Here is a 17,786-nt window from a genome sequence, read left to right as displayed (position 1 = left end):
CCCAGGGCGTTGACACGGCAATGTTACTCGCCGGTAAGTACCCGGGGCCACCCGCTCGGGAAACCGATTCGTAACCTCGGCTCAGGCCTCCGGCAGGACCGTGGCGATCTGCTCCGCGATCAGGCCGATCTGCCACTCCCGGGCCCCGAAACCGCGCAGCACGTCGCCGACCGTCGCGGCGGTGACCTCGGCCGGCGGCGACCAGGCCAGCCGGCGGATGAAGTCCGGGCTGATCAGGTTCTCCGGCGGGAGGGTGTGCGACTCGGCGGTGGCGATCACGACCTGACGGCAGCGCTGCAGCCGGGCCGCCGCGACCGGATCGCGTTCCGCCCAGCGGTGCGGCGGGGGCGGGCCCTCGACCGGCTGGTTGACCGGCAGCTCCTCGTCGCCGAGCGTGCGGGCGACATCCAGCGCGTCCAGCCAGACCCGGGCGAGGCGGCGCACCGAACGGCCACCGAAGCCGGGCAGGCCCAGCAGCGCGCGCTCCTCCTTGGGGTCCAGCTCGGCCGCGGCGATGATCGCCGAGTCGGGCAGGACCCGGCCCGGCGCCGAGTCGCGCCGCGAGGCGACCCCGTCGCGGGCGTACCAGAGGGCGCGGACCCGGGACTGGGCGCGGGCACCACGGACACGGTGTATTCCGGAGGTCCGGCGCCAGGGGTCGGGGCGGGTGCGCGGGGGCCGGTCGGCGCTCGCCACCAGGGCGGCGAACTCCTCGGCGGCCCACTCGGCCTTGCCCTGGTTCTCGAGCTCGGTGGCGAGCAGGTCCCGCAGGTCGGTGAGCAGCTCGACGTCGAGCGCCGCGTAGGTCAGCCACGACTCGGGCAGCGGGCGGGTGGACCAGTCCGCGGCCGAGTGGTGCTTCTCCAGCGAGTAGCCCAGGAGCTGCTCGGTGAGCGCGGCCAGCCCGACCCGCTCGAACCCGGCGAGGCGGGCGGCGAGCTCGGTGTCGAACAGCTTGCGGGGCTTCATGCCGATCTCGGCCAGGCACGCGAGGTCCTGGCTGGCGGCGTGCAGCACCCACTCGGTGTCGGCCAGCGCCTCGTCGAGCGTGTGCAGGTCGTCCAGCGGCATCGGATCGATCAGCACCGTGCCGGCGCCCTCGCGGCGCAGCTGGATCAGATAGGCGCGCTGGGTGTAGCGGTATCCGGACGCGCGCTCGGCGTCGACGGCGACCGGACCGGTGCCGGCGGCCATCCGCGCGACGATCTCGGCCAGCTCGGCGGCGGTCTCCACCGGCTGCGGCGTGCCGTCACGGGGCGCGATGAGGGGGATGGAAGTGCGGACAGGCTCGGCGTCGAGCTCCGCTGGAGCAGCGGTCTCGGCAGCGAGCGCAGGGTCGGGACCGCCAGACGTCGGGTCGGGCGGCACTTCGTGCGGTCCGTCTTGTGCGTGGTCCGGCGCGTCCCGACGGCGCAGGGGTGCATCGTCGGTCACACCGTAACCGTACGGGGGTACCCACCCATGCGTGTGCAGCCGGGTACCGGCGCGTCGGCGCTCGATCGACTTCCCTGGCAAAACCCTGGCGAAAAAGCCTCCCCGAGACCCGTCCGCGGAGCCGTTTCGTTCGTACTACCCACCGGAGCGTCGAGTATTCGGGAGTTGCTGCATGACCGACCGCACCGAGCATCACCCGCCGGTAGCCGGCGACGGCCGTGGGGGCGAGGGCCAGGAGGGCATGCGAAGGATGGCACAGTGACCACCGCCTACGACCCTTTCGGGGTGCCGGGCCAGCGCCGGGCGCCACAGGACCCGCTGCTGAGCCTGCCCGACCACCCGTCCGGCGAGTGGGCGACGGCCGCCCGGCCCGCGGCACCCCCGCCGCGCATAGGGCATCCGCGGCCCGCCCGCCGCGAGCCGGGGCCCTACCTGGCCTCGTCCGCCGGCGGTGCGCCGTACGCGCTGGTCAGTGAGCCGGTCGAGCCCCGGCGCCGCGGCCGGGCGATGCCCACGCTGCTGGCGCTGGTGCTGCTCGGCGGCGGTGGATTCCTGGCCTGGCGCCTCGAACGGGCCGACACCCGGCTGACCGCGCAGATCAGCGCGTCGCAGCAACAGGCGACCGCACTCGCCGACCGCGCCGAGAAGCTGGAGAAGAAGCTAGCCGGGGTCTTCGACCCGGAGGCCATCTCGTCGTCGGTGCTGCCGAGTGTCTTCCGGGTCCGGGCCGGCAACTTCACGGGTACGGCGTTCGCGGTCGGCGACCCGGACGGGAACCAGACCGACCTGCTCACGAACTACCACGTGGTGGAGTCCGTGTGGGAGGCCGGCGACAAGAAGATCTTCCTGGAACGCGGCAAGGACGAGCTGGCCGCCACGATCGTCAAGGTCAGCAAGGGCAAGGACATCGCCCTGCTGCGGACCAGCAAGAAGATCGCCGGGCTCGAGGTCGCCAAGGAGACCGTGAAGCCGGGCCAGCAGGTCGTGGTGGTGGGCACCCCGCTGGGCCTCGAGGACACGGTCACCACGGGTGTGGTCAGCGCGTACCGGCCGGACGACTCCGACGGGCCGTCGATCCAGTTCGACGCCCCGATCAACCCGGGCAACTCCGGCGGGCCGGTGGTCAACAGCGCGGACGAGGTCATCGGGCTGGCCACCGCGAAGGCCCGGGACGCCGAGGGCATCGGCTTGGCCGTACCGATCAAGACCGCCTGTGACACCTTCGACGTGTGCTGATCGCTGATCCTTTTCGGCGGATGCCCGCCCGGGGAGTGGGACGCCGCTGCCCCCGCCGGCGGGCGGGGCGCCGGATCAGGGAGCCGAGGCACGCTGCCGGTTGAACGACGTGACGCCGGGTGGGGGCAGGCCCGCCGTCGAGGCCAGCATCGTGCACCAGCCCTGCAGGTGGGCGCCCAGGTCGTCGGAGGTCGGCGTCCAGGAGGCTCGCATCTCCAGGTCGGCGGTCGGGAGCGGGCCGGCCAGCTCACCGAACCGGGTCGACGCGGTCTGGGTGATCGTGCCGCCGATCGCGGTGTAGGCCGCGGCGTGCTGTTCCAGGCCGTCGGTGAGCCAGGTCCAGGCGACCGCGGGCAGCAGCGGATCGCCGGCCAGGTCGGACTCCAGCTCGGCGGTGATGAGGGTCACCAGCCGCAGGTTGCCCCGCCAGGCCTCGTGCCCGTCGGGGTCGTGCAGCAGGATCAGCCGGCCGCTCGCCACCTCTTCGCCGTCGCGCAGCACCGAGGCGGTGAGCGCGAAGGCGTACGGTGCCAGCCGCTGCGGCGCGGCGGCCTCTTCCAGGAGGATCTCGTCACGCGGAGCAGCGGCCCGTAACCCGGACACAGCGCGGGTGAACGCCTCGGGTGCAGCGGACGTAGGCGCCATAGAAGGAAGGGTATGCCGATCACTGCCTTGTGAACGTGCGCGGCGCGCCGCACGCTCCCGTTCACTCACGTGGCACGATGTCGCGGGTGAGCAACTCTCCCGCCGACTCCGCCCTCGTCCGTGCCTGTCGGGGCCTGGAGGTTCCCCGGACCCCGGTCTGGTTCATGCGTCAGGCCGGCCGGTCCCTGCCGGAATACCGCAAGATCCGCGCGGGGGTCGGGATGCTGGAGTCCTGCCGCCGCCCCGATCTGGTCACCGAGATCACGCTGCAGCCGGTGCGCCGGCACGACGTCGACGCGGCGATCCTGTTCAGCGACATCGTGGTGCCGCTCGCGGCGGCCGGGATCGACCTGGACATCGTCGCCGGGACCGGGCCGGTGGTGGCCGAGCCGATCCGCACCGCCGCCGACGTGGCCCGGGTGCGGCCGCTCACCCCGGCCGACGTGGACTATGTCGCCGAGGCGGTGCGGCTGCTGCTGCCCGAGCTGGGCGCGACGCCGCTGATCGGGTTCGCCGGGGCGCCGTTCACCCTGGCCAGCTACCTGATCGAGGGCGGACCGTCCAGGACCTACCTCAAGACCAAGGCGATGATGTACGGCGAGCCGCAGCTGTGGCACGACCTGCTCAGCCGCCTGGCCGACATCACGCTGACGTTCCTGCGCGTGCAGGTGGCGGCGGGGGTGAGTGCGGTGCAGCTGTTCGACTCGTGGGCCGGCGCGCTGTCGGAGGCGGATTACCGCGAGTTCGTCATGCCGCATTCGGCGCGGGTGCTGAGCGGGCTGGAGTCGGCCGGCGTGCCGCGGATCCACTTCGGTGTCGGCACGGCGGTGCTGCTGGAGGCGATGGGCGAGGCGGGTGCGGACGTCGTGGGCGTCGACTGGCGCACCCCGATGGACCGCGCGGCGGCGATCGTCGGCCCGGGCCACTCGCTGCAGGGCAACCTGGACCCGGCGATCCTGTTCGCGCCGTGGGAGGTCGTCGAGCGGGAGGCCCGCCGGGTGCTCGAGCAGGGCAGGGCCGCCCGCGGGCACGTCTTCAACCTCGGCCACGGCGTCATGCCGGAGACCGACCCCGGCGTGCTGACCCGCCTGGTGGAGCTTATCCACTCCGTGTGAGGTCCTCCACGACGTACTGTTCAGCGACCTGAGTCCCGGTGACCTCCCATTCCGGGCCCAGCTCGGGGGCGAAGGTGTCACCGTCGACGGCCAGGTCGATCCGGGTACGCACGAGGTGGCCGGCGTGGGGGAGCAGGGCGGCGTAGACCTCGGCACCGCCCATCACCCAGAAGTCGTCGTGCCGCGCGAGCAGCTCGTCGATCGATCCCAGCACCTCGGCCCCCGCGGCACTCCAGCCGGTGCGGCGGGTCAGGACCACGTTGCGGCGCCCCGGCAGCGGCCGCACCTTCTCGGGCAGCGACTCCCAGGTGGCCCGGCCCATGACGACGGTGGCGCCCATCGTGCGCTCCCGGAACGTCTTCTGCTCGCCGGGGATCCGCCACGGGATCTCACCCCGGGCGCCGATCACCCGCCCCTGGGCCTCGGCCCAGATCATGTGGATCGTCATACCGCGACCGGCGCCCGCAGAGCCGGATGGTGCTGGTAGTTCTCGAGCGTGAAGTCCTCGAACCGGTAGTCGAACAGCGAGGGCGCGGGAGCCAGCTTCAGGGTGGGGAGCTCGTACGCGTCCCGGGTGAGCTGTTCGCGGACCTGCTCGACGTGGTTGGAGTAGACGTGACAGTCGCCGCCGACCCAGACGAAGTCGCCGGGGATCAGGCCGGTCTGCGCCGCGATCAGGTGGGTCAGCAGCGCGTAGCTGGCGATGTTGAACGGCACGCCGAGGAACATGTCGGCGCTGCGCTGGTACAGCTGGCAGGAGAGCCGGCCGTCCGCGACGTAGAACTGGAACATCGCGTGGCAGGGCGCGAGGGCCATCTCGGGCAGCTGGGCGACGTTCCACGCCGACACGATCATGCGGCGGGAGTCGGGGTCGCGCTTCAGCGTGGCGAGCAGGTCGGTGATCTGGTCGGTGTGGCCGCCGTCCGGGGTGGGCCAGGAGCGCCACTGCTTGCCGTACACCGGGCCCAGCTCGCCGTTGCCGTCGGCCCACTCGTCCCAGATGGTGACGCCCTGCTCGCGCAGCCACTGGACGTTGCTGTCGCCGCGCAGGAACCACAGCAGCTCGACCGCGACCGACTTGAAGTGCACCCGCTTCGTGGTGACCAGCGGGAAGCCCTTGGACAGGTCGTAGCGCAGGCGCTCGCCGAAGAGGCTGACCGTGCCCGTACCGGTGCGGTCCGCCTTGGGTGTGCCGGTCTCGAGGACGCGGCGCAGCAGCTCTTCGTACTGGGTGTCGGCCATGGCGACACGGTAATACGCCGCGCCGCCCCTGGCCGCTGAGGGCCGGGGCGGCGCGGGTCACACGTCAGCGGGACCAAGCGTCGCTCATCGCGGAGATCTGCTGGTTGAGCTGGGCGAGGTCGCCGTTGGACTCTTCCTTGCGGGGTGCCTCGGCGGTGAAGCCGAGCTGCGTGCCGAGCATTTGCCAGCGGTCGAACAGGATCGCCTCGATCAGGACGTCCTTGACGTCCTCGTGGGCGCCCTCCAGCTCCTTGACGGCAGCCTCGTACCGCTCCACTTTCTTGAGGAGCTCAGAACCATCGTAGTTGCTCATGGGGCAACCGTACGTTAAGTGAAGCTTGTTCGGGTTGATATCGCTACAGGTCGAATTCACCGTCTTTGGCGCCCCCGACGAAGGCGTCCCACTCGGCCGGCGTGAAGAAGAGCACATCGCCCTCCGGGTGGCGGGAGTCCCGCACCGCCACCCCGTTGTCGAGCAACGCGACCTCCACGGCCGCGTCCTCGGACGTCGCACTGCGGCGCCACACGGCACCGGTCAGATCTGACTCAAACTTCTTAACCACGGCGCACAGTGTGCCAGCACCGCCGAAACACTCACCCTTTAGTGGTGCTCAGTCCTTGAGCTTGGCCGCGATGGTGATGATCCGGGTGGCCAGGTGGTCGAGGGCCGCGGTCACCTCGTCGGGGACCGGGGCGTCGTTGGTCGCGCCGGTGACGTGCGAGACGCCGTACGGGTTGCCGTCGGCGAACTTCAACGGGTCGGTGTAGCCGGGCGGCACGATGACGCCGCCGAAGTGGTAGATCGAGTTGTAGAGCGCCAGCAGGGTCGACTCCTGGCCGCCGTGCGCGGTCTGGCTGGCGGTGAAGCCCGCGTACGCCTTGTTCGCCAGCAGGCCCTGGCCCCACTGGGCGCCGAGCGTGTCGAGGTACTGCTTGAGCTGGCTCGCCACGTTGCCGTAGCGGGTCGGGGTGCCCAGCAGTACCGCGTCGGCCCACACGATGTCGTCCGCGGTGGCCTTCGGCTCGTTCTTGGTCCGGTCGAAGTGCTGGCTCCAGGCCGTGTTGGAGGCGATGGCCTCCTCCGGGGCGAGTTCGGCGACCTGGCGCAGCCGCACCTCGGCCCCGGCCTTCTCGCCGGCCTGCTGGAGTCGTTCCGCCATGCCGTGGATCGTGCCGGTGGACGAGTAGTAGATGATCGCCAGCTTCACATTCGCCACGAGAACCCCTCTGGTAGTTGTTTGCAACGTCAACTAACCCTAGGAGCGTTCCCGTGCGGGGGAGGGTGAAACGTCAGAGAAGCAACTCGCTGCCGTGCGGCCCGACGCCGTCGGCGTGCTCGTCGTCCATCCAGACGCCGTCGCTGGCGAGGTAGCGGAACTGGTAGTGACCCGGGTCCAGTCGCAGCGTCACCGTGCGGGTGCCGTCCCGGCGGTCCTTGAGCTCGTGCAGCCCCGGCTCCCAGCCGTTGAACGTGCCGACCACGCTGACGGTCCCCGCCGGAGCGCCCTTGGGCAGGCAGAACGTCACCCGGGTCTTGTTGCCGAACAGCTTGCTCCGCTTGATCATCTTTACTCCCGGACGATGCTCTCCTATGAGGACAACGCCAGAGGATACGAGAAGTCACGCGTAAAATCTGCGGATGCCTTCCGAGATCCACGTCTCCTCGTTCGCCGATCTGGACGTCCACACGCTGTACGCCATCCTCAAGCTGCGGGTCGACGTCTTCGTGGTCGAGCAGAAGTGCCCGTACCCGGACCTCGACGGGCGCGACACCGAGCCGGCCACACGGCACGTATGGCTGTCGGAGGGCGACGAGATCCTGGCCTACCTGCGCGTCCTCGACGACGGCGACGTCCGGCGGATCGGGCGCGTCATCGCCGCCCCGGCCGCACGCAAGGGCGGTCACGCGAGCCGGCTCATGGAGCACGCGCTCACCCTGGTCGGCGACCGGCCGAGCGTGCTGGACTCCCAGTCGTACGCGGCGGGTTTCTATGCCCGGTTCGGTTTCGAGGTCGCCGGTCCGGAATTCCTCGAGGACGACATCCCGCACGTCCCGATGCGCCGACCCGGGCAGAACGCCTAGGCGCTGTCGGCTATCCGTTCGAGTGCCACGCCGACCGCCTCGCGGTGGGCGGGGTCGACGAGGTCGAGGACCCGGCGGCGGGCGATGGCCACGTGGTGCGCGTCGGCCTCGCGCTGGCGGCGCAGGCCCGCGTCGCTGAGCAACGCCACCGAGCTGCGGGCGTCCCCCTCGGAACGCTGTTTGCTGAGCAGGCCGTGGCTCGCCAGGTGGTCGGCGACCCGGCTGATCCGGCTGGCGGAGAGGCCGGTCGCGGCGGCGAGGTCGGTCATCCGCATCCGCCGGTCGGGGGTGCGGGCGAGGCTGTACAACACCGCGTACTCGGTCATCGACAGCCCGGTGGCCTTGACCATGTCGGCGTCGAGGGTCCGCGGCAGCAGGTGGACCGCGCGGCCGAGCGAGGCCCAGAGCAGTTCGTCGGCGGCGTTCAGGCTGGTCGGCTCGGTCACAGGGCCATCCTCTTGCCTGAAGCGTGCGTGCGCAAGCATTATTAGCTTGCGTGCGCACGCACGCATATGGTCGGGAGGAACGACATGAAGGTTCTTGTCATCGGAGCGACCGGTTACGCCGGCCACCGCATCGCCACCGCCCTGCGCCGCCGGGGTCACGACGTCACCGGGCTCACCCGGGACCTTGCCGGGGCCGGCGCCCGGGCTCTGGCCGCCGCCGAGATCCGGCCGGTCGCGGGCGAGCTCGCCGACCCCGCGGGTTACCGGGAACACCTGTGGGACGCCGACGTGGTCGTGCACACCGCGATGGACTACGCCGACCCGGCCGGCAGCGACCGCGCCCTCATCGCCGAACTCGTCGCGGCGCCCCGGCACCTCGTCTACACGACCGGGATCTCGCTGCACGGCCGGGTGGACACCCCGGAGCTGGACGAGGAGTCACCGTCGAGCCCGGACAACCCGCTGCACTTCCGATACCAGCTGGAACGGGAACTGATCGCCTCCGGGCTCCCGCACACGATCGTGCGCCCCGCGTTCCTGTACGGCCACGACTCCCGGACCTCCCAGCTCGGACGCTGGTTCGCCGCGCCCCGGTTCGTGGGGGACAAGGACAAGCGGTGGTCCTTCGTGCACGTCGACGACCTCGCCGAGGCGTACGTGCGGATCGTCGAACGTGCGGACGCGCCGCTCGGTGACATCTTCGTGATCGGGGAGGAGAACCCGCCGCCGGCGCTGGAGGTGTTCACCGCGGCGTTCCGGGCCGCCGGGCACGCCGGCGAGGTCACCGTGCACCCGATCAGCCCGGAGGAGTGGCTGGAGCAGGCGGCCGACCAGGACGAACGGGTCAACAGTGCCAAGGCCCGCCGCGAACTCGGCTGGACGCCCCGGCACGCCGGCCCGATCGCCGGCATGGCCACGTACTACGCCGCGTGGCAGGCCGCCAATGCCTGACGTGACCGGCGGCTGACGACGTTCTTTACGGCAGGGCGGTGACGATCTCGGCGACCGAGCGGCGGCGGCCCGTGTAGAACGGGACCTCCTCGCGTACGTGCAGGCGGGCGCGGGACGGGCGCAGGTCACGCATCAGGTCGACGATGCGATGCAGCTCGTCGGCCTCGAACGCCAGGATCCACTCGTAGTCGCCGAGCGCGAACGACGCGACCGTGTTCGCCCGCACGTCCGGGTAGCCGCGGGCCATCCGGCCGTGCTCGGCGAGCATGGCGCGGCGCTCCTCGTCGGGCAGCAGATACCACTCGTAGGAACGGACGAACGGGTAGACGCAGATGTAGGGGTGTGCCTCCTCGCCGGCCAGGAACGCCGGCAGGTGGCTCTTGTTGAACTCGGCCGGGCGGTGCAGCGCCATCTGGGACCACACCGGTTCCAGGTGGCGGCCCAGGGCGGTGCGGCGGAACAATCCGTACGCGTCCTGCAGCGCGTCCGACGAGCTCGAGTGCCACCAGACGAGGATGTCGGCGTCGGCGCGCAGACCGGAGACGTCGTAGGTGCCGCGGACCGTGACGTCCTTGCCGTCGAGCTGCTCGAACAGCGAGTCGACCTCGCCGGCCAGCTCGTCGCGCAACGCGGGCAGCGGCGTGGTGGCCTTGAAGACCGACCACATGGTGTACCGGATCGTGGCGTTCAGCTCGTTGATCCGGGCGGCGTTGCTCTGCGGCTCGCTCATCAGTCCTCCAGGTGTTTCAGGATGTCATCGGCGGCGGCCTCACCGCTGGCCACACAGGCGGGTACGCCGACACCGTCGAACGCGGCCCCGGCCAGCGCGAGGCCGGGATGGTCGTGCAGGGCCGCCCGGGCGAGGGCGACGCGGTCGAGGTGCCCGGGGGTGTACTGCGGGAGCCCGCCGCCCCAGCGCTGCACCCACATCGCGGCCGGCGGGGGCAGCTCGGCGCCGATCAACCGGCCCAGCTCGGCGTGCGCGGTGGCGGCCAGCACGGCGTCGTCGTACTGCAGTCGCTGCTCCTCGCCGTCGCGGCCGAGGGAGACGCGCACGACCACCGGGCCGTCCGCGCGGTCCAGGTTCGTCCATTTGCGTGTGACGAACGTGGCCGCCTTGACCAGCGTGCCCTCGCTCGGCGGCACGAGGAAGCCGGAGAGGCCGGGCAGCGCGGTGCCGGTGGGCAGCGCGAACGAGGCCAGCACGACGCTCGCGTAGGACAGCGTCTCGACCTCGGCGGCGGCGGAGAGGTCGACGCCGGCGAGCAGCCGGGCGGCCGGGGCGGCGGGCACGGCCAGCACCACGGCGTCGACGTCGTCGGTCTGCGGGGCGGGCACCGGGCCGAGCAGCAGCCGCCAGCCGTGCGCGGTGCGGATCAGCTCGCGCACCGGCAGGCCCAGGCTGATCCGGGCGCCGGACGCGGTGGCGGCGGCGCCGATCAGGCTGCTCATGCCGCCGGCCGGGGCGGCGAAGACCGGGCGCCCGGGAACGCGTACCGAAGCGGCCTGAGCGGCCCGGACCGCACCGGCGAGGGTGTGTTCGACGCGGGCCGTGCGGGCCAGCGCGGGCATCGTGGTGGCCAGCGAGAGCCGGTCGGCCCGGCCCGCGTAGACCCCGCCGAGCATCGGGTCGACCAGGCGGTCGGCGACCTCGTCGCCGAACCGGGACCGGACCAGGTCGCCGACGGAGATGTCCGCTCCGGCGGCGAGCAGTGGGTGGCCCTCGTCGCGGTCGGCGCCCGCCGCGACGGTGGCGACCGGACCGAGGGCGCTGAGGTCGCCGGGCACCCCGATCAGCGTGCCGGCCGGCACCTTCTCGAGCTTGCCGCCGATCGCGAGCGCGGCGGGGACGGGCGCCGGGTGCACGAGGGAGTCGCCGAGGCCGAGTCGCCGGGCGAAGCGGACCGCCGCGGACTCGGTGCCGTCGGGGGCGCTCATCAGCATCGACTCGGCGCCGCGCTCGACCTGGGTGCCCGCGATCTCGCCGGTGCGCAGCTTGCCACCGAGGCGGCCGGACATCTCGTACACGATGATCTCGGTGTCGGCCGGGGCCCGGTCGCGGACACGCACCGCGGCGGCCAGTCCGGCGATCCCGCCGCCGATCACCGCTACCCGCTTTCGCACGGTCCCCACCCTGTCAGGTCGCGGCGTCCGGTGGCCACCGGGGTCGTTCGATGTGAGCGGCACGTCAATGATCTTGTCGTGATCCGGCCCGGCGGGGCAGGGTCGAAGGTCCCGCCGGGGGCATTACTCTCGGCGCATGGACTATCAGGTTTCTGTGACCGTTGAACAGTTGGCCGAGTGGTACATGCGCCTCAAGGGACTCGCGGACGCCCACCACGGGCACGCCACCGGGGATCATCTCAAGGACCTCGCCCAGGAGGTCTACGAGATGGTCCCCTCGGAGTGGTGGGCGACGCAGCCCGATCCGATTACTTCGGGTCGAGGGTGATCGACAGGCTGTTCACGCAGTGCCGGGTGTTCTTCGGCGTCATCATCTCGCCCTTGAACACGTGGCCCAGGTGGCCGTCGCAGCGTGCGCACCGGATCTCCGTGCGCACCATGCCGCCACTGTAGTCGTCGATCTCCTTCACGGCTCCCGGGATGGCGTCGTCGAACGACGGCCAGCCGCAGTGGGAGTCGAACTTGGTGTCGCTGGGGTACAGCTCCGCGCCGCAGCCCCGGCACTTGTACATGCCCTCGGTCTTGGTGTTCACGTACTCACCGGACCAGGGTCGCTCCGTGCCCGCGAGGCGCAGCACGCGGAACTCATCGGCTGTCAGGCGGACCTTCCACTCATCCTCGGTGGTCGGCACGGTTGTCTCTTCGGTTGCCATACCCCAACGGTACGTCGGGCCGCACGTGTGGTGCGGCTTCCCGCTCTCCCAGGGCCGTTGAGCTGGGCATGGAAGCAGCGCTCTTCCGGCCGACCTGGCAGCAGGCACTCGGTCGCGGTCTCTATCTGGGTGCGGTCACCGCCGTCGTCCTGATCACCACGTCGGTGATCCTCGCGACGGCCGGGTTCGTCGCGCCACCGGTCTGGATGTGGCCGCTGCTGGCCGTCGGGACGCCGGCCGCCGGTGCCCTGGCCGGTCTGCTGGTGCGTCCGCGATTCGGTACGGAGCTCGGCGCGGACGGCATCCGCACCGTCACGCTGTTCGGTGCCGCGGTCGAACCGTGGAGCTCGGTCGTCGATCTGCGGGCCGAACGCCGGGGTGCCCGCACGGTCGTCTCCGTCTATCTGGACTCCGGGTCGAGCGTGCAGCTCCAGGCCCCGTACAGCGGGGAGCTCTTCGCCGCTGACCCCCAGTTCGAGCTCAAGGTCTTCGCGCTGTCCCACCAGTGGCGCAGCCACAGGTTCGGGGGTGTTCCAACGTGATGAACCGGGGCGCTACGTGCATATCGGACGAGAAACGCTAAACTCCACCGGACCAATGCCCTAAAACGCTACAGAACGGAATTCTCCTCATGAGTTTCACGCGCCGGTTGGCCGCGGGTCTGCCCGTGGCCGGCGTCATCGCCTTCGCCGCACTCGCTCTCACCGGAGCGCCCGCCGCGGCGACCGGTGACGAGGCCGCGACCCGGGTCAACCTCCCCGTGGTCATGACCACCCCGTCCTGCGCCTCCGAGGAGCGCGGCGAGGACTGCGGCTACGGCTACGGCTCCGCGGCCCCGACCGACAGCCCCACCACGACGCCGACCCGCGGCGGCAGCGGCTACGGAAGCGAGGCCCCGACCACGGCGCCGACCCCGAGCGCCAGCGTGGACACGGTCTCCCCGACGCCGTCGGTCTCCCCGACCACCGGTAGGGGCGTCAGCCCCGACAACGAATCGCCCCACCTGCCGGTGACCGGTGCCCCGATGGGCCTGATCGTCGCGGTCGGCGCGGTCCTGATCGCCGGTGGCGCGGGCGCTGTCTACGCCAGCCGCCGTCGCAACGCCTGACGATCCGCATCCGCGACACGGCCGCTCTCCCCCGCACCGGGGGAGGGCGGCCGTTATCGTCGTTGGCATGGCAGCTTCCCGGTCGCCCGCCGAAGAGATCGAGGTCGCGGGCCGGCCCGTCCGCCTCAGCAGCCCCGACAAGGTCGTCTTCCCGCAGCAGGGGTACACGAAGCGGGACGTCTTCGAGTACTACCTCGCCGTCGGCGACGGCATCATGCGCGCCCTGCACGACCGGCCCACCACGCTGCAACGCTTCCCCGACGGGCTCGACGGGGAGACGTTCTTCCAGAAACGCATCCCCACCCGCGGCGTGCCACCCTGGATCGAGACCGCGACCATCACGTTCCCCAGCGGGCGTACGGCCGACGAGCTGTGCCCGGCCGACCTCGCGCACGTGGCCTGGGCCGCCCAGATGGGCACGATCGTGTTCCACCCGTGGCCGGTCCGGGGCGCCGCCGCCGAGCACCCCGACGAACTGCGCATCGACCTGGACCCGCAGCCCGGCAACGACTTCGGCGACGTGGTCCGGACCGCCGGGGTGGTCCGCGAGGTGCTCGCCGACCTCGGCTGGCAGGGATACCCCAAGACCTCCGGCGGCCGGGGCGTGCACGTCTACGCACGGATCCGCCCGCAATGGTCGTTCGTCGAGGTCCGCCGGGCCGCGATCGCGCTGGCCCGGGAGGTGGAACGACGCGACCCCGACCGGATCACCACCTCGTGGTGGAAGGAGGAACGCGGACAGCGGGTCTTCCTCGACTACAACCAGATGGCCCGGGACCGGACCATCGCCTGCGCGTACTCGCTGCGCGCCAACGCCCGGGCCACCGTCTCGACGCCGGTCACCTGGGACGAGCTCACCGCGGTGGAACCCGACGACTTCGACCTGCGCACGGTGCCCGCCCGGATCGCCACGGTGGGGGATCCGCACGCCGGGATCGACGACATCGCGTACGACCTGACGCCGTTGCTGGAATGGTCCGCCCGCGACGAGAAGGCGGGGCAGGGGGACCTGCCGTACCCGCCCGACCACCCCAAGATGCCGGGCGAGCCGATGCGGGTCCAGCCGTCCCGGGCCCGTACTAAAGATTGATCTTGAAGCCTTCGTGCGAGGCGGCGAAGCCCAGCCGGTCGTAGAACCGGTGGGCGTCGGCGCGGCGCTTGTCGGTGGTCAGCTGGGCCAGCCCGCACCCCCGCTCCCGGCCCCGCTCCAGGACCCACCGGATCAGGTCACCGCCGAGACCCCGTCCCCGCAGGCCGGAATGGATCCGCACCGCCTCGATGGTCATCCGCTCCGAGCCGCCGCGGCTCAGCGACGGGGTGAACGTCAACTGACAGGTGCCCACCACCTCGCCACCGGCCTCGGCCACGATCAGCTCGTTGCGCGGATCCGCGTCGATCGCCTCGAACGCCGCCCAGTAACGGGCATCGGAGGCCTCGGTCTCCCTGGTCCGGCCGATGTCGTCGTCGGCCAGCAGGGTGAGCACGGCTGGAAGGTCGGCTCTGGTTGCGATCCGGAAGGTCGGTTCATTCACCGGCCAAGGTTGACACAGTGGGCTCATGCGGAAGCTGCTCGCGCCGTTCCGAGGCGTCTACCGGGGACTTGTCTATCTCGCGAACTCTCCACGGACGTTGATCCTGTCGTACCTGATGCTGATCGTCGTCTGTGGTGTGCTGTACCACTTCTTCGAGGAGGGGGCGACGTTCGGCGACTCGATGTGGTGGGCGGTCGTCACCGCGTCGACCGTCGGTTACGGCGACATCTCACCCGAGACCTGGCAGGGCCGCGTGATGGCGGCCCTGCTCATCTCGATCATGGTGCTGATCGTGGTGCCGCTGATCACGGCGCACTTCGCCAGCAAGCTCATCGTCGACGAGGACGCGTTCGGTCACGAGGAGCAGGAGGAACTCAAACAGAACCTGCGCCTGGTCCGCCGGCTCCTGGAGGAACTGGCCGAACGCGACGGCGTCACTTCGCCGGGCAGCGCAGCCCCACCTGCGGCACCTGGAGATCGATGAGGTACTTGTCGACCGCGTCCCGGATGCACGAGGTGCTCGGATACGCGGTGTGACCCTCACCCTCCCAGGTCAGGACCTGCCCGGTGCCGAGCATCGAAGCAAGTTCGGCGGTGTTCTCGTACGGCGTGGCGGGGTCGCCGGTCGTGCCCACCACCACGATCGGCGGGGCGCCGGTGGCCGCGCCGGTCGGGTACGGATCCCGCTTCGCCGGCCAGAACGCGCACGACAGCATGCCGATCGCCATCGAAGCGCCGAACAACGGATATTTGGTACGCCACTCGGACTGCAACTGGCGGACCCGGTCCACGGTCAGCGTCTCGCTCGAGTCCGCGCAGTTGACCGCGTAGTTCGCGTCGAACAGGTTGGAGTACGTGCCGTCCGGCTTCCGGTCGGCATACGCGTCGGCCAGTTTGAAGACGCCCTCCGGGTCACCACCGCGCAGGCCGTCGAGCGCGCGGGCCAGCGGCAGCCAGGACGTCTCGGTGTACAGCGACGAGATCACCGACAGGAAGATCCAGCCGGCGGTGGCCTCCCGCCCGTCCGCACCCCGCAACGGCGACGCGTCGGCCTTGGCCATCGCATCCGTGACGGCCTTGCGCGGGTCGTCGGCGATCGGGCAGCGCGCCCCCTGCGCCTTGCACCAGGCGGTGAAGTTCGTGAACGCCCGCTCGAAGCCCTTGGCCTGGGTCTCCGAGGAGTCGACCATGTCCTGCTTCGGGTCGACCGCGCCGTCGAGCACCAGCGCCCGGATCTTGTCCGGGTAGAGCTGGGCGTACGTCGCGCCGAGCAACGTCCCGTACGAGAATCCGAGGTAGGTCATCTTCTCGTCGCCGACCGCGGTGCGCAGCGCGTCCATGTCCCGGGCGGCCTGCTCGGTGCTGAAATTGGCGAGCTTGTCGCCGTACTTCTGGCCGCAGTCCTGCGCGATCTTCTGATTCAGCGCGACGACCTCCTGGAACTCCGCGTCCGACTCCGGGTCCGGTTGCATCCCGAACGACGCGTCCTGGTCGGCGTTGCTGATGCACTTCACCGGACTGGACCGGCCCACGCCGCGCGGATCGAAGCCGATCAGGTCGAACTTGTCGGTGATCTCGGTGGGCAGGCCACCGAACGTCTGCCCGTACGACAGGTAGACCGCGGTGTCGATGCCGGAACCACCCGGACCCCCGGGGTTGATCAGCAGCGAACCGGTGCGGGCGGTCTGCCGGTCCGACCGGATCCGGATCATCGCGACCTCGTACGTCTCACCGCTCTGCGGGTTGTTCCAGTCCTGCGGCACGGCGACGGACGCGCAGTCGTACGTCATCCCGGACGCACCCTGGCCGACCAGGTCGGTGGGCACCTCGGGGCACGCGGTCCACTGCGCCTGGGTGCCCGGCACGGCGGGCGGCGCGCTGCCACCGACGGTGGGCGCGGCGTCGTCGTCCTCGGGCGCGAAGACCGGCAGCGTGCAACCGGCGGTCACGACGACCGCCGCGACCAGGGAGGCTACGACCAGGCGGGGGGTACGCATGCACCCAGCCTACGTTTTCTGAAGATCTCGGCGCGTGGGGCGGTGCGGATCCCGGGCACGGGGGACGATGCCGGTATGGAGTTGCCGATCAACCCGCCCGTCAAGCCGATGCTCGCCAAGCCGGTCGCGGACATCCCGCCGGGCCAGTGCTACGAGCCCAAATGGGACGGCTTCCGCTCGATCATCTTCCGGGACGGCCCCGAGGTGGAGATCGGCAGCCGCAACGAGAAGCCGATGACCCGCTATTTCCCCGAGGTGGTGGCGGCGGTCCTCGCCAACTTCCCGGACCGGGCGGTCATCGACGGCGAGATCATCGTCGCCGACACCGCCCGCAACACCCTCGACTTCGAGGCACTGCAGCAACGCATCCACCCGGCGGCCAGCCGGGTCACACTGCTCGCGGGGACCACTCCGGCCAGTTTCGTCGCGTTCGACCTGCTCGCGCTCGGCGACGAGGACCTCACGGACCGCCCGTTCATCGAGCGCCGGGAAATGCTCGACCGGGCCCTCGCGGCGGCGGCCCCGCCGATCCACACCACCCCCATCACCCGCGACGAGCCGACCGCCCAGCGCTGGTTCGCCGAGTTCGAGGGCGCCGGTCTCGACGGGCTCATCGCCAAGGACCCCGGCCTCACCTATCAGCCGGACAAACGGGTCATGACGAAGATCAAGCACAAGCGCACCGCGGACTGTGTCGTGGCCGGCTACCGCCTGCACAAGTCCGGCGCCGACCGGATCGGCTCACTGCTGCTCGGCCTCTTCGACGACAGCGGCACGCTGGCCTCCGTGGGGGTCATCGGGGCCTTCCCGATGGCCGTGCGCCAGGAACTCTTCGCCGACCTGCAGCCCCTGGTCACGACGTTCGAGGGCCACCCCTGGAACTGGGCCGCCCACGAGAGCGGCGAGCGCACCCCGCGCCGCAACGAGCAGAGCCGGTGGAACGCGGGCAAGGACCTGTCGTTCGTCCCGTTGCGCCCGGAACGCGTGGTCGAGGTCCGCTACGACTACATGGAGGGGGTGCGTTTCCGGCACACGGCCCAGTTCGAACGCTGGCGCCCGGACCGGACCCCGGAGTCGTGCACCTACGCCCAATTGGAGCGCCCGGTCCGCTTCAACCTCGCCGATGTGCTGACGAGTGACTGACCGGCGTCCGGCGGGGT

Annotated in this window: 24 protein-coding genes; 10 read left to right on the top strand and 14 right to left on the bottom strand. The window is 71.0% G+C overall.

What is annotated here, in order from left to right; genetic code table 11:
- Positions 1 to 81: 81 nt before the first annotated feature.
- On the bottom strand, positions 82 to 1,434 hold the full coding sequence (locus ACIA6A_RS02920; RefSeq protein WP_396095688.1) for an HRDC domain-containing protein: 1,353 nt from the start codon (positions 1,432 to 1,434) through the stop codon (positions 82 to 84).
- Positions 1,435 to 1,692: 258 nt separating this feature from the next.
- Here ACIA6A_RS02920 and ACIA6A_RS02915 point away from each other — a divergent pair, with 258 nt between their 5' ends.
- A complete protein-coding gene (locus tag ACIA6A_RS02915; protein ID WP_396095687.1) occupies positions 1,693 to 2,670 on the top strand; it encodes a S1C family serine protease in 978 nt (325 codons plus the stop codon).
- Positions 2,671 to 2,745: 75 nt separating this feature from the next.
- On the opposite strand, the gene ACIA6A_RS02910 is transcribed toward ACIA6A_RS02915, so the two are convergent.
- Positions 2,746 to 3,315, bottom strand: a complete 570-nt coding sequence (locus ACIA6A_RS02910; protein ID WP_396095686.1) for a DUF3000 domain-containing protein — start codon at positions 3,313 to 3,315, stop codon at positions 2,746 to 2,748.
- A gap of 86 nt (positions 3,316 to 3,401) precedes the next feature.
- Between ACIA6A_RS02910 and hemE the strand changes: the two genes are divergently transcribed.
- A complete protein-coding gene (gene hemE, locus ACIA6A_RS02905; RefSeq protein WP_396095685.1) occupies positions 3,402 to 4,430 on the top strand; it encodes a uroporphyrinogen decarboxylase in 1,029 nt (342 codons plus the stop codon).
- Here hemE and ACIA6A_RS02900 read toward each other — a convergent pair.
- The 6 genes from ACIA6A_RS02900 to ACIA6A_RS02875 form a co-directional block, all read right to left on the bottom strand.
- The gene (locus ACIA6A_RS02900; protein ID WP_396095684.1) at positions 4,414 to 4,878 is read right to left on the bottom strand and encodes a dihydrofolate reductase; all 465 of its coding nucleotides are present in this window, start codon (positions 4,876 to 4,878) and stop codon (positions 4,414 to 4,416) included. The genes hemE and ACIA6A_RS02900 overlap by 17 nt on opposite strands.
- Entirely contained in the window at positions 4,875 to 5,672 is a 798-nt protein-coding gene (locus ACIA6A_RS02895) for a thymidylate synthase (protein WP_396095683.1), read from the bottom strand. Before ACIA6A_RS02895 ends, ACIA6A_RS02900 begins: the two co-directional genes overlap by 4 nt.
- Positions 5,673 to 5,736: 64 nt before the next feature.
- Positions 5,737 to 5,985, bottom strand: coding sequence for a hypothetical protein (locus tag ACIA6A_RS02890; protein WP_396095682.1), 249 nt, complete (start codon positions 5,983 to 5,985; stop codon positions 5,737 to 5,739).
- Positions 5,986 to 6,028: 43 nt separating this feature from the next.
- Positions 6,029 to 6,235 carry a DUF397 domain-containing protein gene (locus tag ACIA6A_RS02885; RefSeq protein WP_396095681.1) on the bottom strand — a complete coding sequence of 69 codons (207 nt, stop codon included), beginning with the start codon at positions 6,233 to 6,235 and terminating at the stop codon, positions 6,029 to 6,031.
- A 48-nt stretch (positions 6,236 to 6,283) separates the two neighbouring features.
- Entirely contained in the window at positions 6,284 to 6,889 is a 606-nt protein-coding gene (gene wrbA, locus ACIA6A_RS02880; protein WP_396095680.1) for an NAD(P)H:quinone oxidoreductase, read from the bottom strand.
- Between the two features lie 73 nt (positions 6,890 to 6,962).
- Positions 6,963 to 7,238 (bottom strand): isoamylase early set domain-containing protein, encoded by a 276-nt coding sequence (locus tag ACIA6A_RS02875; RefSeq protein WP_396095679.1) that lies wholly within the window; start codon positions 7,236 to 7,238, stop codon positions 6,963 to 6,965.
- Positions 7,239 to 7,311: 73 nt separating this feature from the next.
- Here ACIA6A_RS02875 and ACIA6A_RS02870 point away from each other — a divergent pair, with 73 nt between their 5' ends.
- Complete coding sequence (locus ACIA6A_RS02870) at positions 7,312 to 7,755, top strand: GNAT family N-acetyltransferase (RefSeq protein WP_396095678.1); 444 nt, start codon at positions 7,312 to 7,314, stop codon at positions 7,753 to 7,755.
- On the opposite strand, the gene ACIA6A_RS02865 is transcribed toward ACIA6A_RS02870, so the two are convergent.
- Positions 7,752 to 8,201 carry a MarR family winged helix-turn-helix transcriptional regulator gene (locus ACIA6A_RS02865; RefSeq protein WP_396095677.1) on the bottom strand — a complete coding sequence of 150 codons (450 nt, stop codon included), beginning with the start codon at positions 8,199 to 8,201 and terminating at the stop codon, positions 7,752 to 7,754. The two genes, ACIA6A_RS02870 and ACIA6A_RS02865, sit on opposite strands and share 4 nt — an antisense overlap.
- A gap of 84 nt (positions 8,202 to 8,285) precedes the next feature.
- On the opposite strand from ACIA6A_RS02865, the gene ACIA6A_RS02860 reads away from it, so the two are divergent.
- Positions 8,286 to 9,152 carry an NAD-dependent epimerase/dehydratase family protein gene (locus tag ACIA6A_RS02860; RefSeq protein ID WP_396095676.1) on the top strand — a complete coding sequence of 289 codons (867 nt, stop codon included), beginning with the start codon at positions 8,286 to 8,288 and terminating at the stop codon, positions 9,150 to 9,152.
- Positions 9,153 to 9,177: 25 nt separating this feature from the next.
- On the opposite strand, the gene hemQ is transcribed toward ACIA6A_RS02860, so the two are convergent.
- A complete protein-coding gene (gene hemQ, locus ACIA6A_RS02855; RefSeq protein WP_396095675.1) occupies positions 9,178 to 9,882 on the bottom strand; it encodes a hydrogen peroxide-dependent heme synthase in 705 nt (234 codons plus the stop codon).
- Positions 9,882 to 11,285, bottom strand: a complete 1,404-nt coding sequence (gene hemG / locus ACIA6A_RS02850; RefSeq protein WP_396095674.1) for a protoporphyrinogen oxidase — start codon at positions 11,283 to 11,285, stop codon at positions 9,882 to 9,884. Before hemG ends, hemQ begins: the two co-directional genes overlap by 1 nt.
- Positions 11,286 to 11,430: 145 nt before the next feature.
- Here hemG and ACIA6A_RS02845 point away from each other — a divergent pair, with 145 nt between their 5' ends.
- Positions 11,431 to 11,604, top strand: a complete 174-nt coding sequence (locus ACIA6A_RS02845) for a hypothetical protein (RefSeq protein WP_396095673.1) — start codon at positions 11,431 to 11,433, stop codon at positions 11,602 to 11,604.
- Here ACIA6A_RS02845 and msrB read toward each other — a convergent pair.
- Positions 11,585 to 11,989: a peptide-methionine (R)-S-oxide reductase MsrB gene (gene msrB, locus ACIA6A_RS02840; protein ID WP_396095672.1), complete on the bottom strand. Its 405-nt coding sequence runs from the start codon at positions 11,987 to 11,989 to the stop codon at positions 11,585 to 11,587. The genes ACIA6A_RS02845 and msrB overlap by 20 nt on opposite strands.
- A 68-nt stretch (positions 11,990 to 12,057) precedes the next feature.
- Between msrB and ACIA6A_RS02835 the strand changes: the two genes are divergently transcribed.
- The 3 genes from ACIA6A_RS02835 (at position 12,058) to ligD (ending at position 14,187) form a co-directional block, all read left to right on the top strand.
- Complete coding sequence (locus tag ACIA6A_RS02835; RefSeq protein WP_396095671.1) at positions 12,058 to 12,531, top strand: hypothetical protein; 474 nt, start codon at positions 12,058 to 12,060, stop codon at positions 12,529 to 12,531.
- An 89-nt stretch (positions 12,532 to 12,620) separates the two neighbouring features.
- Positions 12,621 to 13,097: an LPXTG cell wall anchor domain-containing protein gene (locus ACIA6A_RS02830; RefSeq protein WP_396095670.1), complete on the top strand. Its 477-nt coding sequence runs from the start codon at positions 12,621 to 12,623 to the stop codon at positions 13,095 to 13,097.
- Positions 13,098 to 13,164: 67 nt separating this feature from the next.
- Positions 13,165 to 14,187: a non-homologous end-joining DNA ligase gene (ligD, locus tag ACIA6A_RS02825; RefSeq protein ID WP_396095669.1), complete on the top strand. Its 1,023-nt coding sequence runs from the start codon at positions 13,165 to 13,167 to the stop codon at positions 14,185 to 14,187.
- Here ligD and ACIA6A_RS02820 read toward each other — a convergent pair.
- Positions 14,177 to 14,656, bottom strand: coding sequence for a GNAT family N-acetyltransferase (locus ACIA6A_RS02820; RefSeq protein ID WP_396095668.1), 480 nt, complete (start codon positions 14,654 to 14,656; stop codon positions 14,177 to 14,179). The two genes, ligD and ACIA6A_RS02820, sit on opposite strands and share 11 nt — an antisense overlap.
- Here ACIA6A_RS02820 and ACIA6A_RS02815 point away from each other — a divergent pair.
- Positions 14,655 to 15,113 (top strand): potassium channel family protein, encoded by a 459-nt coding sequence (locus ACIA6A_RS02815; protein WP_396095667.1) that lies wholly within the window; start codon positions 14,655 to 14,657, stop codon positions 15,111 to 15,113. The genes ACIA6A_RS02820 and ACIA6A_RS02815 overlap by 2 nt on opposite strands.
- Here ACIA6A_RS02815 and ACIA6A_RS02810 read toward each other — a convergent pair.
- Entirely contained in the window at positions 15,064 to 16,626 is a 1,563-nt protein-coding gene (locus ACIA6A_RS02810) for an alpha/beta hydrolase (RefSeq protein ID WP_396095666.1), read from the bottom strand. The two genes, ACIA6A_RS02815 and ACIA6A_RS02810, sit on opposite strands and share 50 nt — an antisense overlap.
- Before the next feature lie 75 nt (positions 16,627 to 16,701).
- Between ACIA6A_RS02810 and ACIA6A_RS02805 the strand changes: the two genes are divergently transcribed.
- Positions 16,702 to 17,769 carry an ATP-dependent DNA ligase gene (locus tag ACIA6A_RS02805; RefSeq protein ID WP_396095665.1) on the top strand — a complete coding sequence of 356 codons (1,068 nt, stop codon included), beginning with the start codon at positions 16,702 to 16,704 and terminating at the stop codon, positions 17,767 to 17,769.
- The last annotated feature ends 17 nt before the right edge of the window (positions 17,770 to 17,786 follow it).

The organism is Actinoplanes sp. NPDC051494 (assembly GCF_044454705.1).
Lineage (GTDB): Bacteria > Actinomycetota > Actinomycetes > Mycobacteriales > Micromonosporaceae > Actinoplanes.
The sequence above is the reverse complement of the archived record's forward strand: the minus strand, read 5'-3'. Positions and strand labels throughout refer to the sequence as shown.

Excerpts from the sequence above, each read along its gene's own strand:
- ACIA6A_RS02815 (WP_396095667.1), top strand. The coding sequence starts at position 14,655 with ATGCGGAAGCTGCTCGCGCCGTTCCGAGGCGTCTACCGGGGACTTGTC.
- ACIA6A_RS02895 (WP_396095683.1), bottom strand. The coding sequence starts at position 5,672 with ATGGCCGACACCCAGTACGAAGAGCTGCTGCGCCGCGTCCTCGAGACC.
- msrB (WP_396095672.1), bottom strand. The coding sequence starts at position 11,989 with ATGGCAACCGAAGAGACAACCGTGCCGACCACCGAGGATGAGTGGAAG.
- ACIA6A_RS02860 (WP_396095676.1), top strand. The coding sequence starts at position 8,286 with ATGAAGGTTCTTGTCATCGGAGCGACCGGTTACGCCGGCCACCGCATC.
- ACIA6A_RS02875 (WP_396095679.1), bottom strand. The coding sequence starts at position 7,238 with ATGATCAAGCGGAGCAAGCTGTTCGGCAACAAGACCCGGGTGACGTTC.
- ACIA6A_RS02810 (WP_396095666.1), bottom strand. The coding sequence starts at position 16,626 with ATGCGTACCCCCCGCCTGGTCGTAGCCTCCCTGGTCGCGGCGGTCGTC.
- hemQ (WP_396095675.1), bottom strand. The coding sequence starts at position 9,882 with ATGAGCGAGCCGCAGAGCAACGCCGCCCGGATCAACGAGCTGAACGCC.
- ACIA6A_RS02830 (WP_396095670.1), top strand. The coding sequence starts at position 12,621 with ATGAGTTTCACGCGCCGGTTGGCCGCGGGTCTGCCCGTGGCCGGCGTC.
- ACIA6A_RS02910 (WP_396095686.1), bottom strand. The coding sequence starts at position 3,315 with ATGGCGCCTACGTCCGCTGCACCCGAGGCGTTCACCCGCGCTGTGTCC.
- ligD (WP_396095669.1), top strand. The coding sequence starts at position 13,165 with ATGGCAGCTTCCCGGTCGCCCGCCGAAGAGATCGAGGTCGCGGGCCGG.
- ACIA6A_RS02870 (WP_396095678.1), top strand. The coding sequence starts at position 7,312 with ATGCCTTCCGAGATCCACGTCTCCTCGTTCGCCGATCTGGACGTCCAC.
- ACIA6A_RS02805 (WP_396095665.1), top strand. The coding sequence starts at position 16,702 with ATGGAGTTGCCGATCAACCCGCCCGTCAAGCCGATGCTCGCCAAGCCG.
- ACIA6A_RS02835 (WP_396095671.1), top strand. The coding sequence starts at position 12,058 with ATGGAAGCAGCGCTCTTCCGGCCGACCTGGCAGCAGGCACTCGGTCGC.
- ACIA6A_RS02900 (WP_396095684.1), bottom strand. The coding sequence starts at position 4,878 with ATGACGATCCACATGATCTGGGCCGAGGCCCAGGGGCGGGTGATCGGC.
- ACIA6A_RS02890 (WP_396095682.1), bottom strand. The coding sequence starts at position 5,985 with ATGAGCAACTACGATGGTTCTGAGCTCCTCAAGAAAGTGGAGCGGTAC.
- ACIA6A_RS02820 (WP_396095668.1), bottom strand. The coding sequence starts at position 14,656 with ATGAGCCCACTGTGTCAACCTTGGCCGGTGAATGAACCGACCTTCCGG.